The sequence below is a fragment of the Undibacterium sp. GW821-FHT11B02 genome (assembly GCF_058808955.1).
Genome location: NZ_JBXASD010000020.1, coordinates 20,131 through 38,730, shown reverse-complemented (window position 1 = coordinate 38,730; position 18,600 = coordinate 20,131). Strand labels below are relative to the sequence as shown.

Annotated in this window: 18 protein-coding genes; all 18 read right to left on the bottom strand. The window is 51.1% G+C overall.

What is annotated here, in order from left to right:
• Positions 1-67 precede the first annotated feature (67 nt).
• Entirely contained in the window at positions 68-934 is an 867-nt protein-coding gene (locus AC1RVX_RS28295) for an MCP four helix bundle domain-containing protein (protein WP_493219929.1), read from the bottom strand.
• Between the two features lie 40 nt (positions 935-974).
• Positions 975-1,472, bottom strand: coding sequence for a chemotaxis protein CheW (locus AC1RVX_RS28290; RefSeq protein ID WP_493219928.1), 498 nt, complete (start codon positions 1,470-1,472; stop codon positions 975-977).
• 302 nt (positions 1,473-1,774) lie between these two features.
• On the bottom strand, positions 1,775-2,419 hold the full coding sequence (locus AC1RVX_RS28285) for an ANTAR domain-containing response regulator (RefSeq protein WP_493219927.1): 645 nt from the start codon (positions 2,417-2,419) through the stop codon (positions 1,775-1,777).
• A gap of 272 nt (positions 2,420-2,691) precedes the next feature.
• Positions 2,692-3,894, bottom strand: a complete 1,203-nt coding sequence (locus AC1RVX_RS28280; RefSeq protein WP_493219926.1) for a DesA family fatty acid desaturase — start codon at positions 3,892-3,894, stop codon at positions 2,692-2,694.
• Positions 3,895-4,039: 145 nt separating this feature from the next.
• A complete protein-coding gene (locus AC1RVX_RS28275) occupies positions 4,040-5,338 on the bottom strand; it encodes a mechanosensitive ion channel family protein (RefSeq protein WP_493219925.1) in 1,299 nt (432 codons plus the stop codon).
• Positions 5,339-5,413: 75 nt separating this feature from the next.
• Positions 5,414-6,673, bottom strand: coding sequence for an RsmB/NOP family class I SAM-dependent RNA methyltransferase (locus AC1RVX_RS28270; protein WP_493219924.1), 1,260 nt, complete (start codon positions 6,671-6,673; stop codon positions 5,414-5,416).
• A 144-nt stretch (positions 6,674-6,817) separates the two neighbouring features.
• Positions 6,818-7,423: a phosphoribosylglycinamide formyltransferase gene (gene purN, locus AC1RVX_RS28265; RefSeq protein WP_493219923.1), complete on the bottom strand. Its 606-nt coding sequence runs from the start codon at positions 7,421-7,423 to the stop codon at positions 6,818-6,820.
• 120 nt (positions 7,424-7,543) lie between these two features.
• Positions 7,544-7,966, bottom strand: coding sequence for a barstar family protein (locus tag AC1RVX_RS28260; RefSeq protein WP_493219922.1), 423 nt, complete (start codon positions 7,964-7,966; stop codon positions 7,544-7,546).
• A gap of 2 nt (positions 7,967-7,968) precedes the next feature.
• Positions 7,969-8,355 (bottom strand): guanyl-specific ribonuclease, encoded by a 387-nt coding sequence (locus AC1RVX_RS28255; protein WP_493219921.1) that lies wholly within the window; start codon positions 8,353-8,355, stop codon positions 7,969-7,971.
• 325 nt (positions 8,356-8,680) lie between these two features.
• Positions 8,681-9,886 (bottom strand): patatin-like phospholipase family protein, encoded by a 1,206-nt coding sequence (locus AC1RVX_RS28250; protein ID WP_493219920.1) that lies wholly within the window; start codon positions 9,884-9,886, stop codon positions 8,681-8,683.
• A 455-nt stretch (positions 9,887-10,341) separates the two neighbouring features.
• Positions 10,342-11,100 carry a 3-hydroxyacyl-CoA dehydrogenase gene (locus AC1RVX_RS28245; protein WP_493219919.1) on the bottom strand — a complete coding sequence of 253 codons (759 nt, stop codon included), beginning with the start codon at positions 11,098-11,100 and terminating at the stop codon, positions 10,342-10,344.
• 238 nt (positions 11,101-11,338) lie between these two features.
• Entirely contained in the window at positions 11,339-13,561 is a 2,223-nt protein-coding gene (locus tag AC1RVX_RS28240) for a sodium-translocating pyrophosphatase (protein ID WP_493219918.1), read from the bottom strand.
• A 241-nt stretch (positions 13,562-13,802) separates the two neighbouring features.
• On the bottom strand, positions 13,803-14,459 hold the full coding sequence (gene adk / locus AC1RVX_RS28235; protein ID WP_493219917.1) for an adenylate kinase: 657 nt from the start codon (positions 14,457-14,459) through the stop codon (positions 13,803-13,805).
• Positions 14,460-14,655: 196 nt separating this feature from the next.
• Positions 14,656-15,414: a 3-deoxy-manno-octulosonate cytidylyltransferase gene (kdsB, locus tag AC1RVX_RS28230; protein ID WP_493219916.1), complete on the bottom strand. Its 759-nt coding sequence runs from the start codon at positions 15,412-15,414 to the stop codon at positions 14,656-14,658.
• A gap of 58 nt (positions 15,415-15,472) precedes the next feature.
• Positions 15,473-15,661, bottom strand: coding sequence for a Trm112 family protein (locus tag AC1RVX_RS28225; protein WP_493219915.1), 189 nt, complete (start codon positions 15,659-15,661; stop codon positions 15,473-15,475).
• Positions 15,642-16,679: a tetraacyldisaccharide 4'-kinase gene (lpxK, locus tag AC1RVX_RS28220; RefSeq protein ID WP_493219914.1), complete on the bottom strand. Its 1,038-nt coding sequence runs from the start codon at positions 16,677-16,679 to the stop codon at positions 15,642-15,644. The genes AC1RVX_RS28225 and lpxK overlap by 20 nt, the downstream gene beginning before the upstream one ends.
• Positions 16,680-16,767: 88 nt before the next feature.
• The gene (locus AC1RVX_RS28215; protein WP_493219913.1) at positions 16,768-17,217 is read right to left on the bottom strand and encodes an ExbD/TolR family protein; all 450 of its coding nucleotides are present in this window, start codon (positions 17,215-17,217) and stop codon (positions 16,768-16,770) included.
• Positions 17,218-17,219: 2 nt separating this feature from the next.
• Entirely contained in the window at positions 17,220-17,825 is a 606-nt protein-coding gene (locus AC1RVX_RS28210; protein WP_186947574.1) for a MotA/TolQ/ExbB proton channel family protein, read from the bottom strand.
• Positions 17,826-18,600 lie beyond the last annotated feature (775 nt).

Below are 18,600 nucleotides of genomic sequence, written 5' to 3'. Positions count from 1 at the left end.
ATTGTCCACCAATTGCAGATGAATAAAAATTGTTCGTCAGACACACAAGGCTTGATCAGGATTTTTCTCATTCGTCTGTTTTAATCCCGGCAGCAGAAAGCCGATTTCCCTGTACATGCTGTCCTGTTTGTGCTGCCTTTGCTTTTCTGTATTCATCCAGGTGAATAATTTTACTTGTACCGTTTTTTTCTAAGCTACCGTGGCGGACCGCTGGTGTAATCATATGGTTGAAATCAGCATCTGCTTTATCATGGGCAAACAAGGTAGCCTCCCCTGACGAATGCTTGAAGTTGCGGGAAGCAAAGTAGATCAGCAATACGCTAGCGGCACTGATGGTGATGGCCAATATCATTATCGTTATCAAGAGCCTGGTAATGGCGACCTGCCTTGCGGTTTCTTCTGCCATGACCGTCATGCGCCCTGACTGAAATTTGACGAATTTATCCACACCATCGGTAAGATCTCTTTGCACGGGCCACAGTTGATTCAGCAACAGTTCCTGCGCCGTTTCTTTTTTACCCTCACGTACCAATGACAGGAAACTGGAAGTTATTAATGAAAATTCTTCTCCCCCATTGATAGTTGCATGCAACAACTCTCTGCCCTTGGGGGAATTGACGCTCCTGTTCAGGGTTCCCAGGGATTTGCCAATGATGCGGGCGCTTTCCTCGACGCTGGCATACTCTTTCTTGAAAGCGGCGGCATCCGTCGTCAGCAACATACTGCGCATGTTCCTGCTGATTTCACTCAACTCATCTTTGATGGTGTGCGCCAGTACAATTTTTGGATAACGCTCATTCGCGATGCCATCAATATCAACAGCCAGCTGATTCACTCGCATATAGGAGAGACTGGTCAGTATCAACAGCATGCCAATAATCATACTGACACTCAGGCCCAATTTTTGGCCAGTTTTCATGGTTTTGATATTCATTTTCATTCCAATCGGGCAAGCAATATTTGCCGGGAAAACTTCAGTTAAGCAAGGTACTGGTGACCAGCGCCTGTTCAGTGGCAAGCAACTGATCCATATCAATCAGTATCAGCATGCGTTCACCAACGGTGCCTATGCCAAGCAGGTAAGACGAAGCTTGTTTGGGCTGGCACTGAGGTAATTCGCGTATCTCGTCATTTGCCAGAGCAATGACATCGGCCACACTATCCACCACGATGCCGGTCATGCGATCAGCAAGATGAAGAATGATGACGACGGTAAATTCGTCGTAACTGGGAATACCCAGTTTAAATTTGACGCGCATGTCGATGATGGGGACTATCGTTCCGCGCAGATTGATCACGCCTTTCACATAATCCGGCGTGTTGGCGATCGTGGTGGCGATTTCATAACTGCGCAGTTCCTGCACCTTGTGAATATCAATGCCGTATTCTTCTGCACCTAGACCAAAACAAAGGTATTCGCAAGGGACACCTGCCTGTCCGGCCATAATCGGGGTTTGAGTCGCTGTGAACATTGCTGTTCCTTTCAATCTGCTCACGCTTCAAGCGCAAGACAAAACATTGATCGTGTACAAGCACTGGCTGTTGGCAGGGCGAGACAAAACGACACTATGTTTTAAGGAAAGGCGGCGGTTCTGGGCCGGTTGAACTGACTGCAAGTCGCAGTAGATGGGCGACAACAGCCAGTTATCGATGTGGCATCTCATAACGGGGGAATGGTCATGAGATCGGTGATTTAAACCTGTGAATCTGTGCTACATCGTGTTAAGTACAGGATAGCTTAAAATTTCCAGCGGGCAATCAAGGGAAACAAGATTTAACCTTTATTTAAATCAGCAAATTTACTGTCGTTGAACAGGTGTTTGAACTGATTGATGGTTTCTTCTGCCTTCAATAATTCATTCGCCACTTCATGGATAGTCCTGCGATTGGAACGTGCGTGGTTACGCAATACTTCAAACGCTACCTGGCGGTTGGACTGAAATTTTGCCATCAGTAAACCAACAGCCATGCTGGTCTCACGTCCTGAAACCAGGGCAGAAGTCAGGTTGATTTCGTTTTTTTTCAGCGTCTTGATTTCATTGGCACGGGCCAGGCTGGCTTCAAACGTGGGGACGATATTTGCCACGTCAACTGGCTTGACCAGATAACCAACCGCACCATATTCAACGGCTTGCTTGACGATCTCACTATCGGATGTGGCAGACAGAAACATAAAGGGGACATTAGTATCACTACGCAGATGCCCCGCCAGGTCCAGGCCAGACATGCCAGGCATATTAATATCGAGCAAGGCAATATCTGGTTTTTGCATCAGGATCACATTCAACGCATCTTCACCGCATTGCGCCTGAACAACCTCATATCCGGCATGTTCAAGAATGCTACTCAACAGCGTGAGTGTGAACTGGTCATCATCTACCAGCAATATCCTGCTTTTTGTTTTGACAGTGGCAACCATATGAGGCCTTTCCTGTTGTTCGTGCTTTAGCCCAAGATCAGGCAGGATGCAGAAAATGCCTGACATGTACTCACTCTAGCAACAAACTCAACCGTAGAAAACAATTAGTTGCAGTGCTGATGTGATCCAGCCTCCCCTGCCACCATTTTTAACTATTCTCTGCACGGAATGCACTGCCTCTTTTTATAGAACAAATATGGAAGCAAAAAACAAAAACGGCACCGCGGTGCCGTTTTTGAGATTGCAAAGCTACTGCAATGTCTGATAACGCATTAAGCGTAAGTACGCAGTCTCAGCGAAAATTCACGCAGGGTCTGGATGCCAGATGCTTCAGCACGCAAACACCAGTCTTGCAGTTGCTGTACCAGTTGCTCGCGGCTAACGGTGGAACGTTCCCAGATCAAGCCCAGTTCTACACGCATGTCGTGCATGGTTTTCAGGGCGCGGCTATGGGCCAGCACTTCGGACAATTGCTGCTGTTGCGGTGCTTCCAGCTTGGTTGGCTCGCGTTGCAGCAGTTTCTTGGTGGACTTCAGCAAATGTGCTTCAAACATGGCTTTTTCTCGCAGGCTGGCCACTTCATCATGCCAGGTACGGCGTAAGGATTTGGTGTATTTGGCCATCACGTCATAACGATTGGTGATAACGGCTTGCAGGGTTTCCAGGTCAACCACGGATTTGGTTTCGGCAAATTTGGGCTCTGGTGCTACTTTCTTGACCTTGGCCAGGCCGACGATTTCCATGCTGCGAATATACAACCAGCCAATATCGAATTCATACCATTTGGAAGACAGCTTGGCGGAAGTACCAAAGGTATGGTGATTATTATGCAACTCTTCACCACCAATCAAAATGCCGATAGGCAGGATATTGCGGGATGCATCGGCGCAATCATAATTGCGGTAACCCCAGTAATGGCCAATACCATTGATGATGCCGGCTGCGGTGACAGGTATCCACAACATTTGCACTGCCCAGACAGTGACGCCGATGACACCAAACAACATGAAATCAATAATCAGCATCAATGCTACGCCCTGCCAGCTAAAGCGGGTGTACACATTACGTTCCATCCAGTCATCTGGTGTGCCATGGCCATATTTTTCCATGGTTTCCAGATTTTTGGATTCAGTACGATACAGCTCAGCACCTTCCAGCAAGACCTTTTTAATGCCGCGTGTTACCGGGCTATGCGGATCTTCTTCTGTTTCACATTTTGCATGGTGTTTGCGGTGAATCGCCGCCCATTCCTTGGTCACCTGGCCGGTAGTCAGCCACAGCCAGAAACGGAAAAAATGACTGGGAATAGCATGCAGCTCCAGCGCACGATGTGCCTGGCAGCGATGCAGAAAGATAGTGACGCTGGCGATGGTGATGTGTGTCACCACCATGGTGAAAATAAATACCTGCCATCCCGTGGCCCTGGTCAGGCCATTGGACAGAAAATCTATTGCTGTATCGATAAAAGTGCTCAAAATGACATGTACTCCATTGTTATTGACGGCATCTTGCTTGATTTCGCAAATACGACCAAGCTTTAACCATTATAGACATCGGACGGCATTGTACGCCGGTTTAGAGGATGCCCACCAATTTTAGAACTAAATGTATTGCCTGGCTTCAAGTTTCTTGAGGCGGATTGTTAATTAAGGTGATAATCCTGTGTGCATAGGGCAGTACGACTTTCTGTTCCTGCAATACTTGCCACAAAGCACGATTCACACCCGACATGACGCTGGAACGACCGTTTTCAGGGTCGCTGATCCAGAAGCCGACACGGATATCAAAACCATCTGTCCCAAATTTCATCAGATACGCCGCCGGTGCCGGGTCGGCACATACCCGTTCGACCTTGGCGGCAGCTTCACCCAGCAAGGGTAATATCTTGTCCAGGTCAGTTTGGTAATCGACTATCATGTCAGTCCACAAGGCGACGGTTCTGTCGGTCAGTGAATAATTTTGCACCGGGGTGGACACCAGCATTTCATTCGGGATTACCGATTCGCCACCATCCTGGCCCTGCAAAACGGTATAGCGTGTATTGATCTGGGTGACGCGACCGCTGAATTTATCAACCGTGATCATGTCGCCGATGGACATGCTGCGGTCCAGCAAGATAATGAAACCAGATACATAGCTGCTGGTGATTTTTTGCAAGCCGAAGCCCAGCCCCACACCCAGCGCACCACCAAACACAGACAGCACCGTCAGGTCTATGCCAACCAGGGTCAGACTAATAAGGATGGCCAGCAAGATCAGCACAGCACGACCGACACGTGACAACACCACTTTGAGTGAGGTATGTGCATTCGGCAACTGCATCAGGCGTGCTTCCAGCGCTGCACTGGCCCACATGGCCACCACGACCGTCACCACCACCGAGGTCAATGCCTGCAAGATGGTCAGTATGGATACCTTGTTCTTGCCTATCGGCAGGACGACATCATCCAGAGTAGAAAACAGTTCCTGCCACAAGCCGGTGAAATACAAAACCACACCCAACCAAACCAGGCCGGCAAACAGTTTTTCAAAGACGGCCAACAGGTTGCCGATATAACCGTCACGGGCAAATGTCCTGCGCACGACATAAAAGCCAAAACGTATCAGGGCCAGTGAAGCAATGATGGGAACCAGCAGGGTCAGCAAATGCGTATGCTGCCATTTAGCTAAAATTACTTTGGCAATCAATATAAAAATCAGTGCCAATGCCGGTGACAAAACCCGGGTGAAACTTTCCACACCCAGCTTGACGACATCAGAATCGCCCTCCCTGGCTGCCACACCACGCCGTAGCGCACGTGACAGGGCCCAGGCCAGGCTAATACAGAAAAAGACAACGCCCACCTGCCAGTAAAAATCCGGCTGGCCCAAATCATTCGATAAATCAGACAATAAACTGGCGAGTAGTGGCGTGCTCATGGTGCGTGCTCAAGAGTGGATTTTGAATGCATCCCTGCCCTGTCAAACCAGGACAGGGGTCAGGGATGCCGGTGATCAGGCTTTGTTGCGTTCCAGAATGGCGGCAAAGAATCCATCAGTCTGATGCAGGTGCGGATACAGCTTCAGGTAATCTCCCATTTCCAGTTCGACTTTTTGTTCAGCCAAGACCTGGGATGCAGGCACCAGCGTGAAGTCAGCGTGTTCAGCCAGGAAAGCCCGAACAATACCTTCATTTTCTTCATCAAGGATACTGCAGGTGGCATACACCAGACGGCCACCCGGCTTCACCATGCGTGAGGCACTGGCGAGGATGGATGCCTGCTTGACATTCAATTCAGCGATGCCTTCCGGTGTCTGACGCCATTTGACATCCGGATTGCGGCGCAAGGTACCCAGGCCGCTGCATGGTGCATCCACCAGCACGCGATCAAGCTTGCCTGCCAGGCGTTTGATCTTGGCATCTTTTTCATGGGCAATCACTACCGGATGCACATTCGACAAACCGCTGCGGGCCATGCGGGGCTTGAGCTTGGCCAGACGTTTTTCAGAAATATCAAAGGCATACAAGCGACCCGTATTGCGCATCAATGCGCCCAGTGCCAGGGTCTTGCCACCGGCACCGGCGCAAAAGTCTGCTACCATTTCACCACGCTTGGCACCGACCAGTTGAGCCAGCAACTGACTGCCTTCATCCTGCACTTCTATGGTGCCATCCTTGAACAGCGGCAGATTTTGAATCGACGGTTTTTTAATAACACGCAAACCCGTACTGGAATATGGTGTGGGTTCAGCAATGATGGGGGCCTGTGCCAGGGAAGCAATCACCGCATCGCGGTCACCCTTGATGGTGTTGACACGCAAATCCAGCGGGGCCGGGGTATTGAGTGAGATGGCCAGCTTCAGCGCATCTTCTTCGCCAAAGCGTTCCAGCAATTTGGTCCATATCCATTCAGGCAGGTTGGCTTTCATGATCAGCGGCAGATGCGTGCGGTCAATTTCCATCACGCGCTGCAACCAGGCGGTTTCATCTTCGGTCAGGCCACCCAGGGCATCAACACCAACTGCATCCGCCAGGCCCAAGAGGCTCAGGCGACGCATGGGTGAGCCTATGCCGGATTCGGAAAAATTGGTGTACACCGATTTATTGCGCAACAAGCCATAAATAGCCTCCGCGATCACGCCACGCTCACGCGAACCCAGACGTGGGTGATCACGAAAATAGCGCGACAAAGTGCCATCTGCCGGACCGGTAAAACGCAAAATCTCACGCAATACTTCTTCCGTGTTGACGAGAATGGCTGGAGGTAATCTCATACTGCTTCCTTCTATATGCTGATGTGGCCCGGATGGACCTTATTACTGTTTGGGACTGACACAAGACTGCCTCAGCGGCGTTGCCGCCCCTGGTAGTAACAGTTTTGTGCAGGTCCCACTACTAATTTTAATGATTAAAATAAATCAATCACTGATATGGACACGATTGCCTTCAATTCGCAATTTACCTTCGACGAATTGCAATACGGCCCGTGGATAAATCTGGTGTTCCTGTTCCAGCACGCGATGTGACAGACTGTCTTCGGTATCATCGTACAGTACCGGCACAACAGCCTGGGCGACGATAGGGCCGTGGTCAAGCTCGGCAGTCACAAAATGCACAGTCACGCCATGCAGTTTAACCCCGGCATCAATTGCCTGCTGATGGGTTGCCAGACCGACAAAACTGGGTAACAGGGAAGGATGAATATTCAACATCCTGCCCGCATAGTGTTCGACAAAACCTGCGGTCAATATACGCATGAACCCAGCCAGCACCACGAGGTCAGGGGAAAATTCATCAATCTTTGCCTGCAAGGCGGCATCAAATGCTTCCCGCGTAGGAAATTGCTTGCTGACGACCACTGCCGTAGGTATGCCACGACTGGCTGCATATTCCAGACCACCGGCATCGGCACGGTTGCTGATGACGGCAGCGATTTGTGCCGGCCATTGCTGTTTTGCGGCTGCTTCAACGATGGCTTGCATATTGCTGCCACGACCAGAAATGAGGATAACAATCTTTTTCATGGCGGCATTGTACCGCTGACAGGGGTCCAGCCCCAAATAAAAATGCCAGCTTCAGTTAGCCGGCATTGCGACACCCACCTGCAAAATCAGGTATAAATCTGTTATTTATCGCTGGTTTTCCTACTCAAACGAGTAAAAAACCCGGAAAGCAACTTTTTTTTCCGCCCAAAAATCGGCAGCATCGCGGAAGACATCGAGCAGGGTTTCCCTAGCTTCCCTGTCAAATTTTTGCGTATTTGGCAATTGCTCAATGACAATCACAAAACCTGGTTGCGCACCTGCCTTGTAGATCATGTCAGTCAGGCAATCAGACAGGGCGTCGAAATTCCGGCAAAGTGGTTTGGGGAAACCAAAAGACAAGGCTATCTTGCCCAATACCTGTTGCTTGGTCACCGCGTCCAGGCAATAGGCATACAGAAAGTGCTGACCCAGCTTGGCCGCCTCTGCCTGCAGGTCAGGCACGCGAAATGCCCGTATCGACTGCACGACATTTGGCGACACCGTTGCCAATAAACTCTCTTCTCCCTCTGTTGCTGAGATCATATTTACTCTTTAACTCGTCGAAAACTTTCGTAGTGGTCTTCTGTGTAATAGTATTCACCCGAAGTCTGCGGGTTAGCACCGGTAATGATGCGACGGACGCCACGATTGCGGGCGCGCGGCGTTTTTACCGTGTACTCATGGTAATAACCACGTTTTTGCTTGGGAAGTCTGGCTTCATAATTACCAAATACGACGCCGTCTTTATCGTAGGGGAAAGGTCCACCCTGCTTGATCAGCTGTAATGTCGTCTGCGCTTCTTTTGGCAACTCAGCAACATTGACATAGGCAACACTGGGCAAGCCGCCAGTGTCCTTCGCAAAAGACGTAGCAGCGAGCAAAGCAAGCGCCAGAAATACCAGCCATTTTCTAAAAAATGTTGGATTTATCATTATTTTCAAATCCGCACATGCTTAAACAGGGCATAGAGTAACGGTTTGTCGATGATGAATCAATCATTGTTGCACTTGTTACAATGTGTAAATACAAGGATTTGTCAAATTTGTGACAGAAAAATACTCGTGGGAAATGAAACGTTTGGGAACCTGTTCACGATATGTAGCGAGCCCGCGTCAACGGGATCAGCGAGGTAAGGGTAACTAAGCGCAGCGCAAAAAGCGGAATGTACTCTAGTACATGAGCATTTTGAGCAGCGCATGAGCCTCGATCACGCCCGCGCAGTAAGATCGTGGTTTCCCACGGTCAACAATGACATCTTCAGGACGTGACCGGCCCTGTTGGCCCGGTATTGAAGAAACTCAAGACATCATCGGCACGGGCACGCGTATCACGCCGTCCCAGCGCAATCAGTTCTTGTGTATAGCTGGATTCAAACAGCAGGTAAGAGGCCAGTGCTGAACCGCGAGCCTCGGTCGCACCTATGCCACCCAACATGGTACGAACGGGCAAAGGCAGACTATTAGTGTGGCGACTGGCGATTTCATCCAGTCTTTCAGAAGGGGCAATGACGAGAATATCTACTGGATGCAAAGGTGTTTTTTCCAGCATCTCTGGCGGCAACATAGACAGGGTTTTGTTGATGCGCATCAGGCGTTCTATATCCACCGCCAGACTATCCAGAAAAATACTGGATAAGGCATGACCGGCGATCTGTGCCAGGCTGGGATAACGTGCCGTTTCTGTGCTGACACTGGGCGGCTCTGCCAGACGACCTGCACCCACTATCATGACCTTCTTGGCCCCCAGATGAATGGCAGGCGAAATCGGTGCCAGTTGACGCATGGAACCATCACCACAATATTCCATGCGCCCGCCCCAGTTGAGCGGCACGGCAGGAAAAATAAAGGGAATGGCAGACGAGGCCAGCAAATGCTGAACACCGATAAAATCGCGTTGCGACAAACGCTGGCTTCTGACCCATGGCTCAATATCGGCCAGGGTCTGATAAAACGTCAGATGCTGGCCAGCTGTATAGGATGAAGCTGTCACAGCCAGGGCCTGCAGACTGCCGTTATTAAAGGCATTGTCGAGGCTGGTCAGATCAAGCATGCGCGTCAACAACGCTTCCAGTGGCGAGTTGTCGAGCAGGGAATTGGGCGGTGCCTTGCGCCATTTGTTCAACAACCAGCCAAACGACCACAAGGTCAGCCAGCGCGCCCCGCTGCGCATCACGCCCAGCGAATCAGCACGGTACACTTGCGCCGCTTCAAAGTTTTCCCAGATATGCAGCATGCGCCCCAGCGCATCGCCAAAATCATCCGCACCACAAGCCAGTGCTGTCGCATTGATCGCCCCGGCAGACGTACCGCAGATAATACCAAAAGGATTTTCCGACGGATCCCAGCCCGACTCGGCCAAGACCGCCGCCACTTCATTGAGTACCCCGACCTGATAAGCAGCACGCGCGCCACCCCCGGTCAATATCAATCCCGTCGCAGCATTCTTGCTATTTGGTGTAGGCATAAAAAAAGGGCAAATCCAGATTGGCCCTAGTGTAGTAGCCTACTAACAATTTGTCATGCTGCACGGCACAGTGAAAACACCGCTCTATGCAAATACAACAATCAGAAGCAGATCGAAACAGCCACCACCTCAGTTGCGCGAAGTGTTGAGAAAGCGAAACAACTTTTTCTTCTCTCTGCATACTGAAGCGCAGTAAGTGCTGAGAAAGCGTAACGAGCGACGCTAGTTTTGATTAAGAAGCGCAGTCGTACTCAGGTACGATGAGCATCGCAGATCAAAAATCGCGCCGCGCAGTAGCTTTATCAGCACTTACTATTTGGGCTGCATGCGGGTCGCATGAAGTGTTGAGAAAGCGTAGCGAGCGGCCTTAGTTTTAGTTAAGAAGCGCAACCGTACTTTAGTACGGTGAGCATCGCAGGCTAAAAATAAGGTCGCGCAGTAGCTTTATCAATACTTCATTTGGGTTGCATGCGAATGGCTCCATCTAACCGGATTGTCTCCCCATTCAACATCACATTCTCAATAATCGACTTGGCCAGGCTCGCATATTCATCCGGCTTACCCAGACGTGGTGGGAACGGGACCATCTTGCCCAGAGCATCCTGCACTTCTTGCGGCATACCCAGCAGCATCGGCGTTTCAAAAATACCAGGAGCAATGGTCATGACGCGGATACCACTACGTGACAAATCGCGTGCCATAGGCAGGGTCAGGCCGACTACCGCTGCCTTGGAAGAAGCATAGGCTGCCTGGCCGATCTGGCCGTCATAGGCGGCGACCGATGCAGTATTAATGATAACACCACGTTCACCATGTTCAGCAGCTTCTGTTTTGCCCATGGCATCTGCTGCCAGGCGGCACATATTGAATGTGCCAATCAGGTTGATGTTGACCACGCGCTGGAATACGTCCAGCGGATGCGGGCCATCCTTGCCCACGGTCTTGATGGCAGGAGCGACACCGGCGCAATTCACCAGGCCACGCAGGGTACCCATGGAGGCAGCAGCTTCGACCACGGCTTTGCCATCTGCTTCAGAGGTGACATCACATTTGACGAACTTGCCGCCCAATTCTGCAGCCAGTTGTTCGCCAGCTTCAACCTGCACATCGGCCAGCACGACCTTGCCGCCATTGGCAACGATCATTCTTGCTGTTGCTGCACCCAGGCCGGAAGCACCGCCGGTGATAATGAATACTTGATTTTGAATTTGCATAGTGGTCTCTCTCAGCTAATGATGTCTATATGATTTCAATGACGCGGGTTGATAGGCTTGTGTAAATTACATTTACAGTATTTACGTTTACGTAAACGTCACATCCACTTATTGTAACGAATATTCTTCCCAAGGCAAAAATAAAAAAATGGCAGCGACTTTATATCACTGCCATTTTCATTGCTGATTACCGCGTAGCCAAGGCATGTTAACCTAAGCTACAAGCCTAATTTCTGCCCTACTTGCTGGCAGATGCTGGTTCAGTCATGGGCGGAGGTGGTGGCACGTCCATAGGGGCCGATGCAGCAGATGCCGCTGCCGGAGGCGCGACCGGAACAGCAACCGACGCAGATGCCGAAGCCGCCGGTGCCGCCATTTGTGCAGGCGGGCTGGCATGGCTGCTGGCTGCAGCAGACGTGGTGCCGGTAGCAGGCAACAAAGGTACCAGCAACAGGGCAACGATGTTGATGATCTTGATCAGCGGATTGACTGCCGGGCCAGCCGTATCTTTGTACGGATCACCCACAGTATCACCTGTCACAGCGGCTTTATGGGCGTCTGAACCCTTGCCGCCAAAATGACCATCTTCTATGTATTTCTTGGCATTATCCCAGGCACCGCCGCCGGTGGTCATTGAGATGGCCACAAACAGGCCGGTGACGATGGTTCCCATCAGCAAACCACCCAATGCGGCTGGCCCCAACAACATGCCGACCAGGATAGGCACGACGACCGGCAGCAGCGAAGGAATGATCATTTCCTTGATGGCCGAGGTGGTCAGCATATCCACCGCCTTGTCATATTCGGGTTTGCCGGTACCGTCCATGATGCCTTTGATTTCCTTGAACTGGCGGCGCACTTCCACCACCACAGCACCGGCAGCCCGGCCCACGGCCTCCATCGCCATGGCACCAAACAGGTAAGGAATCAGGCCACCGATGAACAGGCCGACGATGACTTGCGGATTAGACAGGTCAAACGAGGTGCTTTTGCCTACCGAATCCAGGGCATGGGTGTAATCGGCAAACAGAACCAGTGCCGCCAGACCGGCAGAGCCAATCGCATAGCCTTTGGTCACTGCCTTGGTGGTGTTGCCGACGGCATCCAGCGGATCGGTAATGGCACGCACAGAGGCTGGCATTTCCGACATTTCAGCAATACCACCCGCATTATCGGTAATCGGGCCATAGGCATCCAGGGCCACGATGATACCGGCCATGGACAGCATGGAGGTGGCGGCAATAGCGATGCCATACAAACCGGCAAGCTGGAAGGAAACCAGGATCGCTGCACAGACTGCCAGCACCGGCCAGGCTGTCGATTTCATCGACACACCCAGACCGGCAATGATGTTGGTGCCATGACCGGTTGTCGATGCCTGTGCCACATGTTGCACAGGTTTGAAGTCAGTGCCAGTGTAATATTCAGTGATGTAGACCATCAGACCAGTAAGGACGATACCAACCAGGGCGGATCCCATCATCTTCATGCGCATGGCTTCATCTGGCCAGACTTGCCAGGTGACGACGGCAAAACCGATCAGTGACAAACCAGCAGCCCACCACAAACCAGTGTACAGGGCCGACATGATTTTCTTGCCCGCCTTGGCCTTGACCATGGAGCAACCAACGATGGAAGCCAGTATTGATACAGCACCCAGTAATAAGGGGTAGACGATGGCTTCGGTCACATTGGTGGTCACTACCAGAGCACCCAGCAACATTGTGGCAATCAGGGTCACCACATAGGTTTCAAACAAGTCGGCAGCCATACCGGCGCAGTCACCAACGTTGTCGCCAACGTTATCGGCAATCACGGCAGGGTTACGCGGATCATCTTCAGGGATACCTGCCTCAACCTTGCCCACCAGATCAGCACCAACGTCAGCACCCTTGGTAAAGATACCGCCACCCAGACGGGCGAAGATGGAGATCAGCGAGGCACCAAAGGCCAGGCCTATCAAGGGTTTGAGCACGTCATGCTGGGTCAGCGTACCGCCAGCCGCATTGGTCATCAGTACCCAATAAAAGATCGTCACGCCAAGCAGACCCAGGCCAACCACCAGCATGCCGGTAATTGCACCGCCCCTGAATGCAACGTCGAGCGCTTCATTCATACCCTTGGTCGCTGCCTGGGCGGTCCTGACATTGGCCCGCACCGATACATTCATGCCGATGAAGCCACAGGCTCCCGACAAGACTGCACCAATTAAAAACCCGATGGCGGTGACCAGGCCCAGACCAGGCATGGCGGCAATGGCAACAAACAACACCGCACCAACAATGGCAATGGTGCGATATTGCCTGGCCAGATAGGCGGCGGCCCCCTGTTGAATAGCTGCGGCAATTTCCTGCATACGCGCATTACCGGCATCCTGTTTCAGGATCCAGCTACGCGATACCAGGCCATACAGTACGGCAATGACTCCACATGCGATGACAAACCACAGACTTGCTGCCATGTTGACTCCTCCTGTTGTTATGGACACGCCTGCCTTATGGGCGAGCATGTTTTTTGGACGACAAAGTAAAACAAGGACATTTCTTCATTCTGACGATACCGGTGGTATCAGAACCAAATCAGTTCATGGATAAGAATGAAACCTGCACACTGCGAAACTTGTACGTTGCCCATATTTTTGGAGTGACATGGCCGGGGCTAGCCCAAAAAAAAGCGGACCATCGAGTCCGCTCTTTACCTGCTTATTCTGCCAGCGCTGCAAATGCGCTGTCGCGGATGGTTTCTACCGGTCCGACACCAGCGATCTTGCGATATTTAGGCGCACCTGGCTGACCAGATTTAGCCCAGTCGCCATAGTAAGACAACAGCACTTCGGTCTGTTCGTGATACACGGACAGGCGTTTCTTGACGGTTTCTTCCTTGTCGTCGTCACGCTGTATCAGTTCTTCACCAGTGACATCATCCTTGCCTTCCACTTTCGGGGGATTGAATTTGACATGGTAAGTACGGCCAGAGCCAGGGTGTACCCGACGGCCGCTCATGCGGTCAACAATGGCTTCATCAGGGACATCGATTTCCAGTACATAGTCTATCGTCACGCCAGCATCCTTCATCGCATCCGCTTGTGGCGTGGTGCGTGGAAAGCCGTCGAACAAATAACCATTTGCGCAATCATCCTGTTTCAGCCTGTCTTTGACCAGACCGATGATGATGTCATCTGACACCAGTCCGCCTGCATCCATGACTTTCTTGGCTTCCAGCCCCAGCGGTGTGCCTGCCTTGACTGCAGCACGCAACATGTCGCCAGTAGAAATTTGAGGAATATTGAATTTTTCTTTAATGTAATTGGCTTGTGTACCCTTGCCGGCACCCGGCGCTCCCAACAAAATAAGACGCATTTTAAATTTCCTAAGACGAGTTTGAATTTTTTGTGTATGTTGTTATCGAAACCACCATAGCCTCATGGTCGGCCCTGCTATTTAGCTTTTCTTTTTATTTAGCAGTAATAACACAGTATCTTTTCACGAAACTTACCACAAATTTCCTGTTTCTTGATGCTTTGCCACGAAATCCGGGGATAAGTCCGCAGTTTTTTTATTTTTTATCCATAAAGAATTGCCTGACCCGCAGTAAATCTTCGGCCGTATCCACCCCTGGCGCGGGGCTTGAATCAGTCACATGGACCGCAATCGCGTAGCCATGCCACAAAACCCGCAATTGCTCCAGTGCTTCAATTTGTTCCAGCGGAGAAATAGCCAGCAAGGGATATTTTTTTAAGAAATCGTTGCGGTAGGCATACAAACCAATGTGGCGCAAAGGCGCATAGCCAGCCGGGAACTCTGCACGGCTGACAGCAAATGCATCCCTGTGCCAGGGAATGGTGGCGCGTGAAAAGTACAGTGCACGGCCATGCTTGTCCAATACCACCTTGACCACATTTGGGTTAAAACCATCTTCCACTGCATGAATAGGGTGGGCCGCTGTTGCCATTGGCACATCCGCATTCACCAAAGCGGCGGTAGCAGCGATCAGGGCCGGGTCTATCAGCGGCTCATCACCCTGCACGTTGACGATGACGGCATCATCCGCCAGGTTCATGCTGGCAGCCACTTCGGCAATGCGGTCGGTGCCGGACGGATGATCGGCTCGCGTCATGCACACTGGCACGCCATGGGCCTGGCAGGCAGCCACGATGTCGGCATGGTCAGTCGCCACCATGATGGCGCTGGCACCGGATTCCAGTGCACGTTCAGCCGTACGTACCACCATGGGTTTGCCGCCGATGTCGGCCAGCGGTTTATTCGGCAGGCGGCTGGACGCCAGCCTGGCCGGTATGATTGCAATAAAACTCATGCCAGCCAATTCAACATAATCAACTTATTCAACATATTCATGCTATCCAGATTCAAACTCAGACTCTTGCCGACACTTCTTCTGGCGTCAGCGCCCTGGCCTGGTCTGCCCACATGATGGGGATATCATCCCGAATCTGGAAAGCCAGTCTGTCTCCATAGCAAATCAATTCCTGGCTGGCTTTGTGGTGGACCAATGGTCCCTTGCACAAAGGGCAAACCAAGACATCAAGCAGACGTGCGTCCATGCTTTTTCTCCGAAATCATTTGTATCAGCGATGCGGCAAAGCCAGCATCCAGTTCTGCTTCCACCGGCACGACCCAAATACGGGTGTCGTCCAGCAAAGCCGCAATTTGCCTACATTTTACTGCATCCTTTTCGGTGATCAGGATGCATTCTGCATTTACCCGGCTAAAACTCTGTGCATCGTAGGCATGATGATCAGGAAAAGCCAGCCCCTGACACACCAGGCCCTGGCCGGTCAGCATGTCAAAAAACCGCTGTGGATTGCCTATGCCTGCGGCTGCCACCAGGCGTTTGCCACCAAAATCGGCCAAGGGCTTTTGCTGCTGACTGTCATTCAGGCGATAGGCCGCCCCGGGCTGCAAGCACATGCGTATCGCATCTGCCGGTACCCCAGGCGCTGCCTGGCTGCTGCCAGCAGGCAAATTAGGTACATTACAAACCGTAAAATCACGGCTGCGCTGCACCGGTTCACGCAATGGGCCAGCAGGCAGCAGCCAGCCATTGCCGACACCACGCTGATCAAACAGTATGATTTCGACATCGCGTGCCAGTGCATAATGCTGCAAGCCATCATCAGCCACAATCACGTCCACTTGCGGATGGGCTGCCAGCAAAGCCTGACCCGCCATCACCCGGTTGCGCCCTACTGCCACCGGACATTGGCTGCGTTCCGCAATCAGCAGGGGTTCATCCCCCACCACTTGGGCGCTGGAATGCGGGCCGACCAGACTCACGCTATCGGCATCAGCACCATAACCGCGTGAAATCACACCTGGATGCCAGCCCGCCTTGCGCAATTCCTGCACCAGCCAAATCACCAGTGGTGTCTTGCCAGTACCACCAACGAAAATATTACCAGCCACCACCACTGGCACCGCCAGCCTGGTTTGTGGCTTATAGCCCATCACGAACAGGCCAAAGCGAAACATCACCAGCAACTGAAACAGTTTTGACAGTGGCCATAGCAGGCAAGCCAGCACGCCGCGCTTTTGCCAGGCTTTCAACAACAGGCTTTCCATCCAGGTTCCCTTGCCATTTCAAAAAAAGAAACCGGGGAGTGATGCACACTCCCCGGCTACCTGACTATCGACGTTACCGGTGTCTGAATTACTTGGACCTGGCCGATGCCTGCGCCGCAAAGGTGACCTTGGACATCCCGGCCAGCCGCGCCGCTTCCAGCACATCAATGACCGACTGGTGTGTGGCCGCACGGTCAGCATTGATGATGATCACCGGATCGGGCTGATTACCGTTTTTTGCCGGATCAAGCGCCGCTGCCGCTTTTTTCAAATCTTCTGCCAGAGTCAGTGTGTCAAGAAAAGACACGGCCTGGTTATTGATTTTGTAACGGCCCTGCGCATCAATACCGATATCGATCTGATTAGGCTTGTCCTGCGCCTTTTCAGCATCTGCCGTAGGCAGCGTAATCTGCAATTCGGTAAAGCGGCTATAGGTCGTGGTCACCATCAGGAAAATCAGGATGACCAGCAAGACGTCAATAAACGGGATCAGGTTGATTTCCGGCTCTTCCCTGCCCCTTCCTTTACGAAAATTCATGACTACTTCCTGGCGCTGTGGACAACATCAACAAACTTGATGGCTTGCTGTTCCATGTCCACAACGATACTGTCCACCAGGGCACGGAAATGACGCCAGAACACCATGGCGGGCATGGCAATCATCAAACCAAAGCCAGTGTTGTACAAGGCCACAGAAATACCATGCGCCAGTTGCGCCGGGTTGGCACCAGATGCATTTTGTGAGCCGAAAATTTCTATCATACCGACAACGGTACCAAACAAGCCCATCAACGGTGCCAGCGAAGCGATTGTACCCAGCGTCGTCAGGAAACGTTCCAGATCATGGGCAACGGCGCTGCCGGCTTCTTCTATTGACTCTTTCATGACATCACGTGGCGCATTGACGTTGCGCAAACCCGCCGCCAGCACTTTGCCCAGTGGCGAATTGCCTGCCAGTTGCTGTATCACTTCAGGTTTGACCTTACCGGCCTGATACACACGGATAACTTCATCCAGCAGCGTCGGTGGCAAGATACGACTACGGCGCAAAGACAGACTGCGTTCGATGATTAATGTCAGCGCAATAACTGAGGCAATCAGCAACAGATAAATTGGCCAGCCTGCGGCTTGAATGATGGCGAACAAATTAACTCCTTGAAGGTTCCTAAATCCAAGCCCGCAATGTAGCGCGTTGTTTGTCTGCGGGCAAGAGCATGCAGCAAAAAACTCTGTACAAAATTTATCACCTCTTAGCACTGTTTTGCACAAAATCTGTGTGCAAGCTTGTGGATAAGTCTGTGCAATCTGACTAAACCCATGATTTGTATGGATTTTTCATCATTGCCAAAGAAATAGGCACAGCCATTCTGTGGATAAATTGTGATTTTTCAGCCTGTTGCAGGGCGTGGTTCTGCACATAATTTGTGGACAAGTTTGTGTAAAAGCCGGGTAGAGATTGGCAAGTCCATGATTTCAAAGAAGATTATCGGCATGCCAATAATTTAGGCATAGCCTGTATTTGACGCGTTTTTGCACATGTTTTAAGCAACTTGAAAATCCCTGGGGAAAACTCGTTTGTTTTGCACAAAAAATGTGGACAAGATTGTGCATTACCCATTGGAAACAAGCTAAGTCCATGATTTATATACAGGATTATTCACTGCCAGAAAAACAGGCAAATCTGTCATTATCAAGTTTTCCACAGTGTTTTAATCCACTGAGCATGTAAAAGTGTGTAAAACAACAACGTTGAAACAAGGCCTTGGGGACAAAACCCATGTTTTGCACAAATTTTGTGGACAAGATTGTGAAAAAGCCTTGGAGATGTGACCAAGTCATTGATTTATAATCACAAAATTGTCACGCCTAAAAAAGTGGCAATGAGCATATATTGTGGAAAATAATTATTTTATTGTGTTTT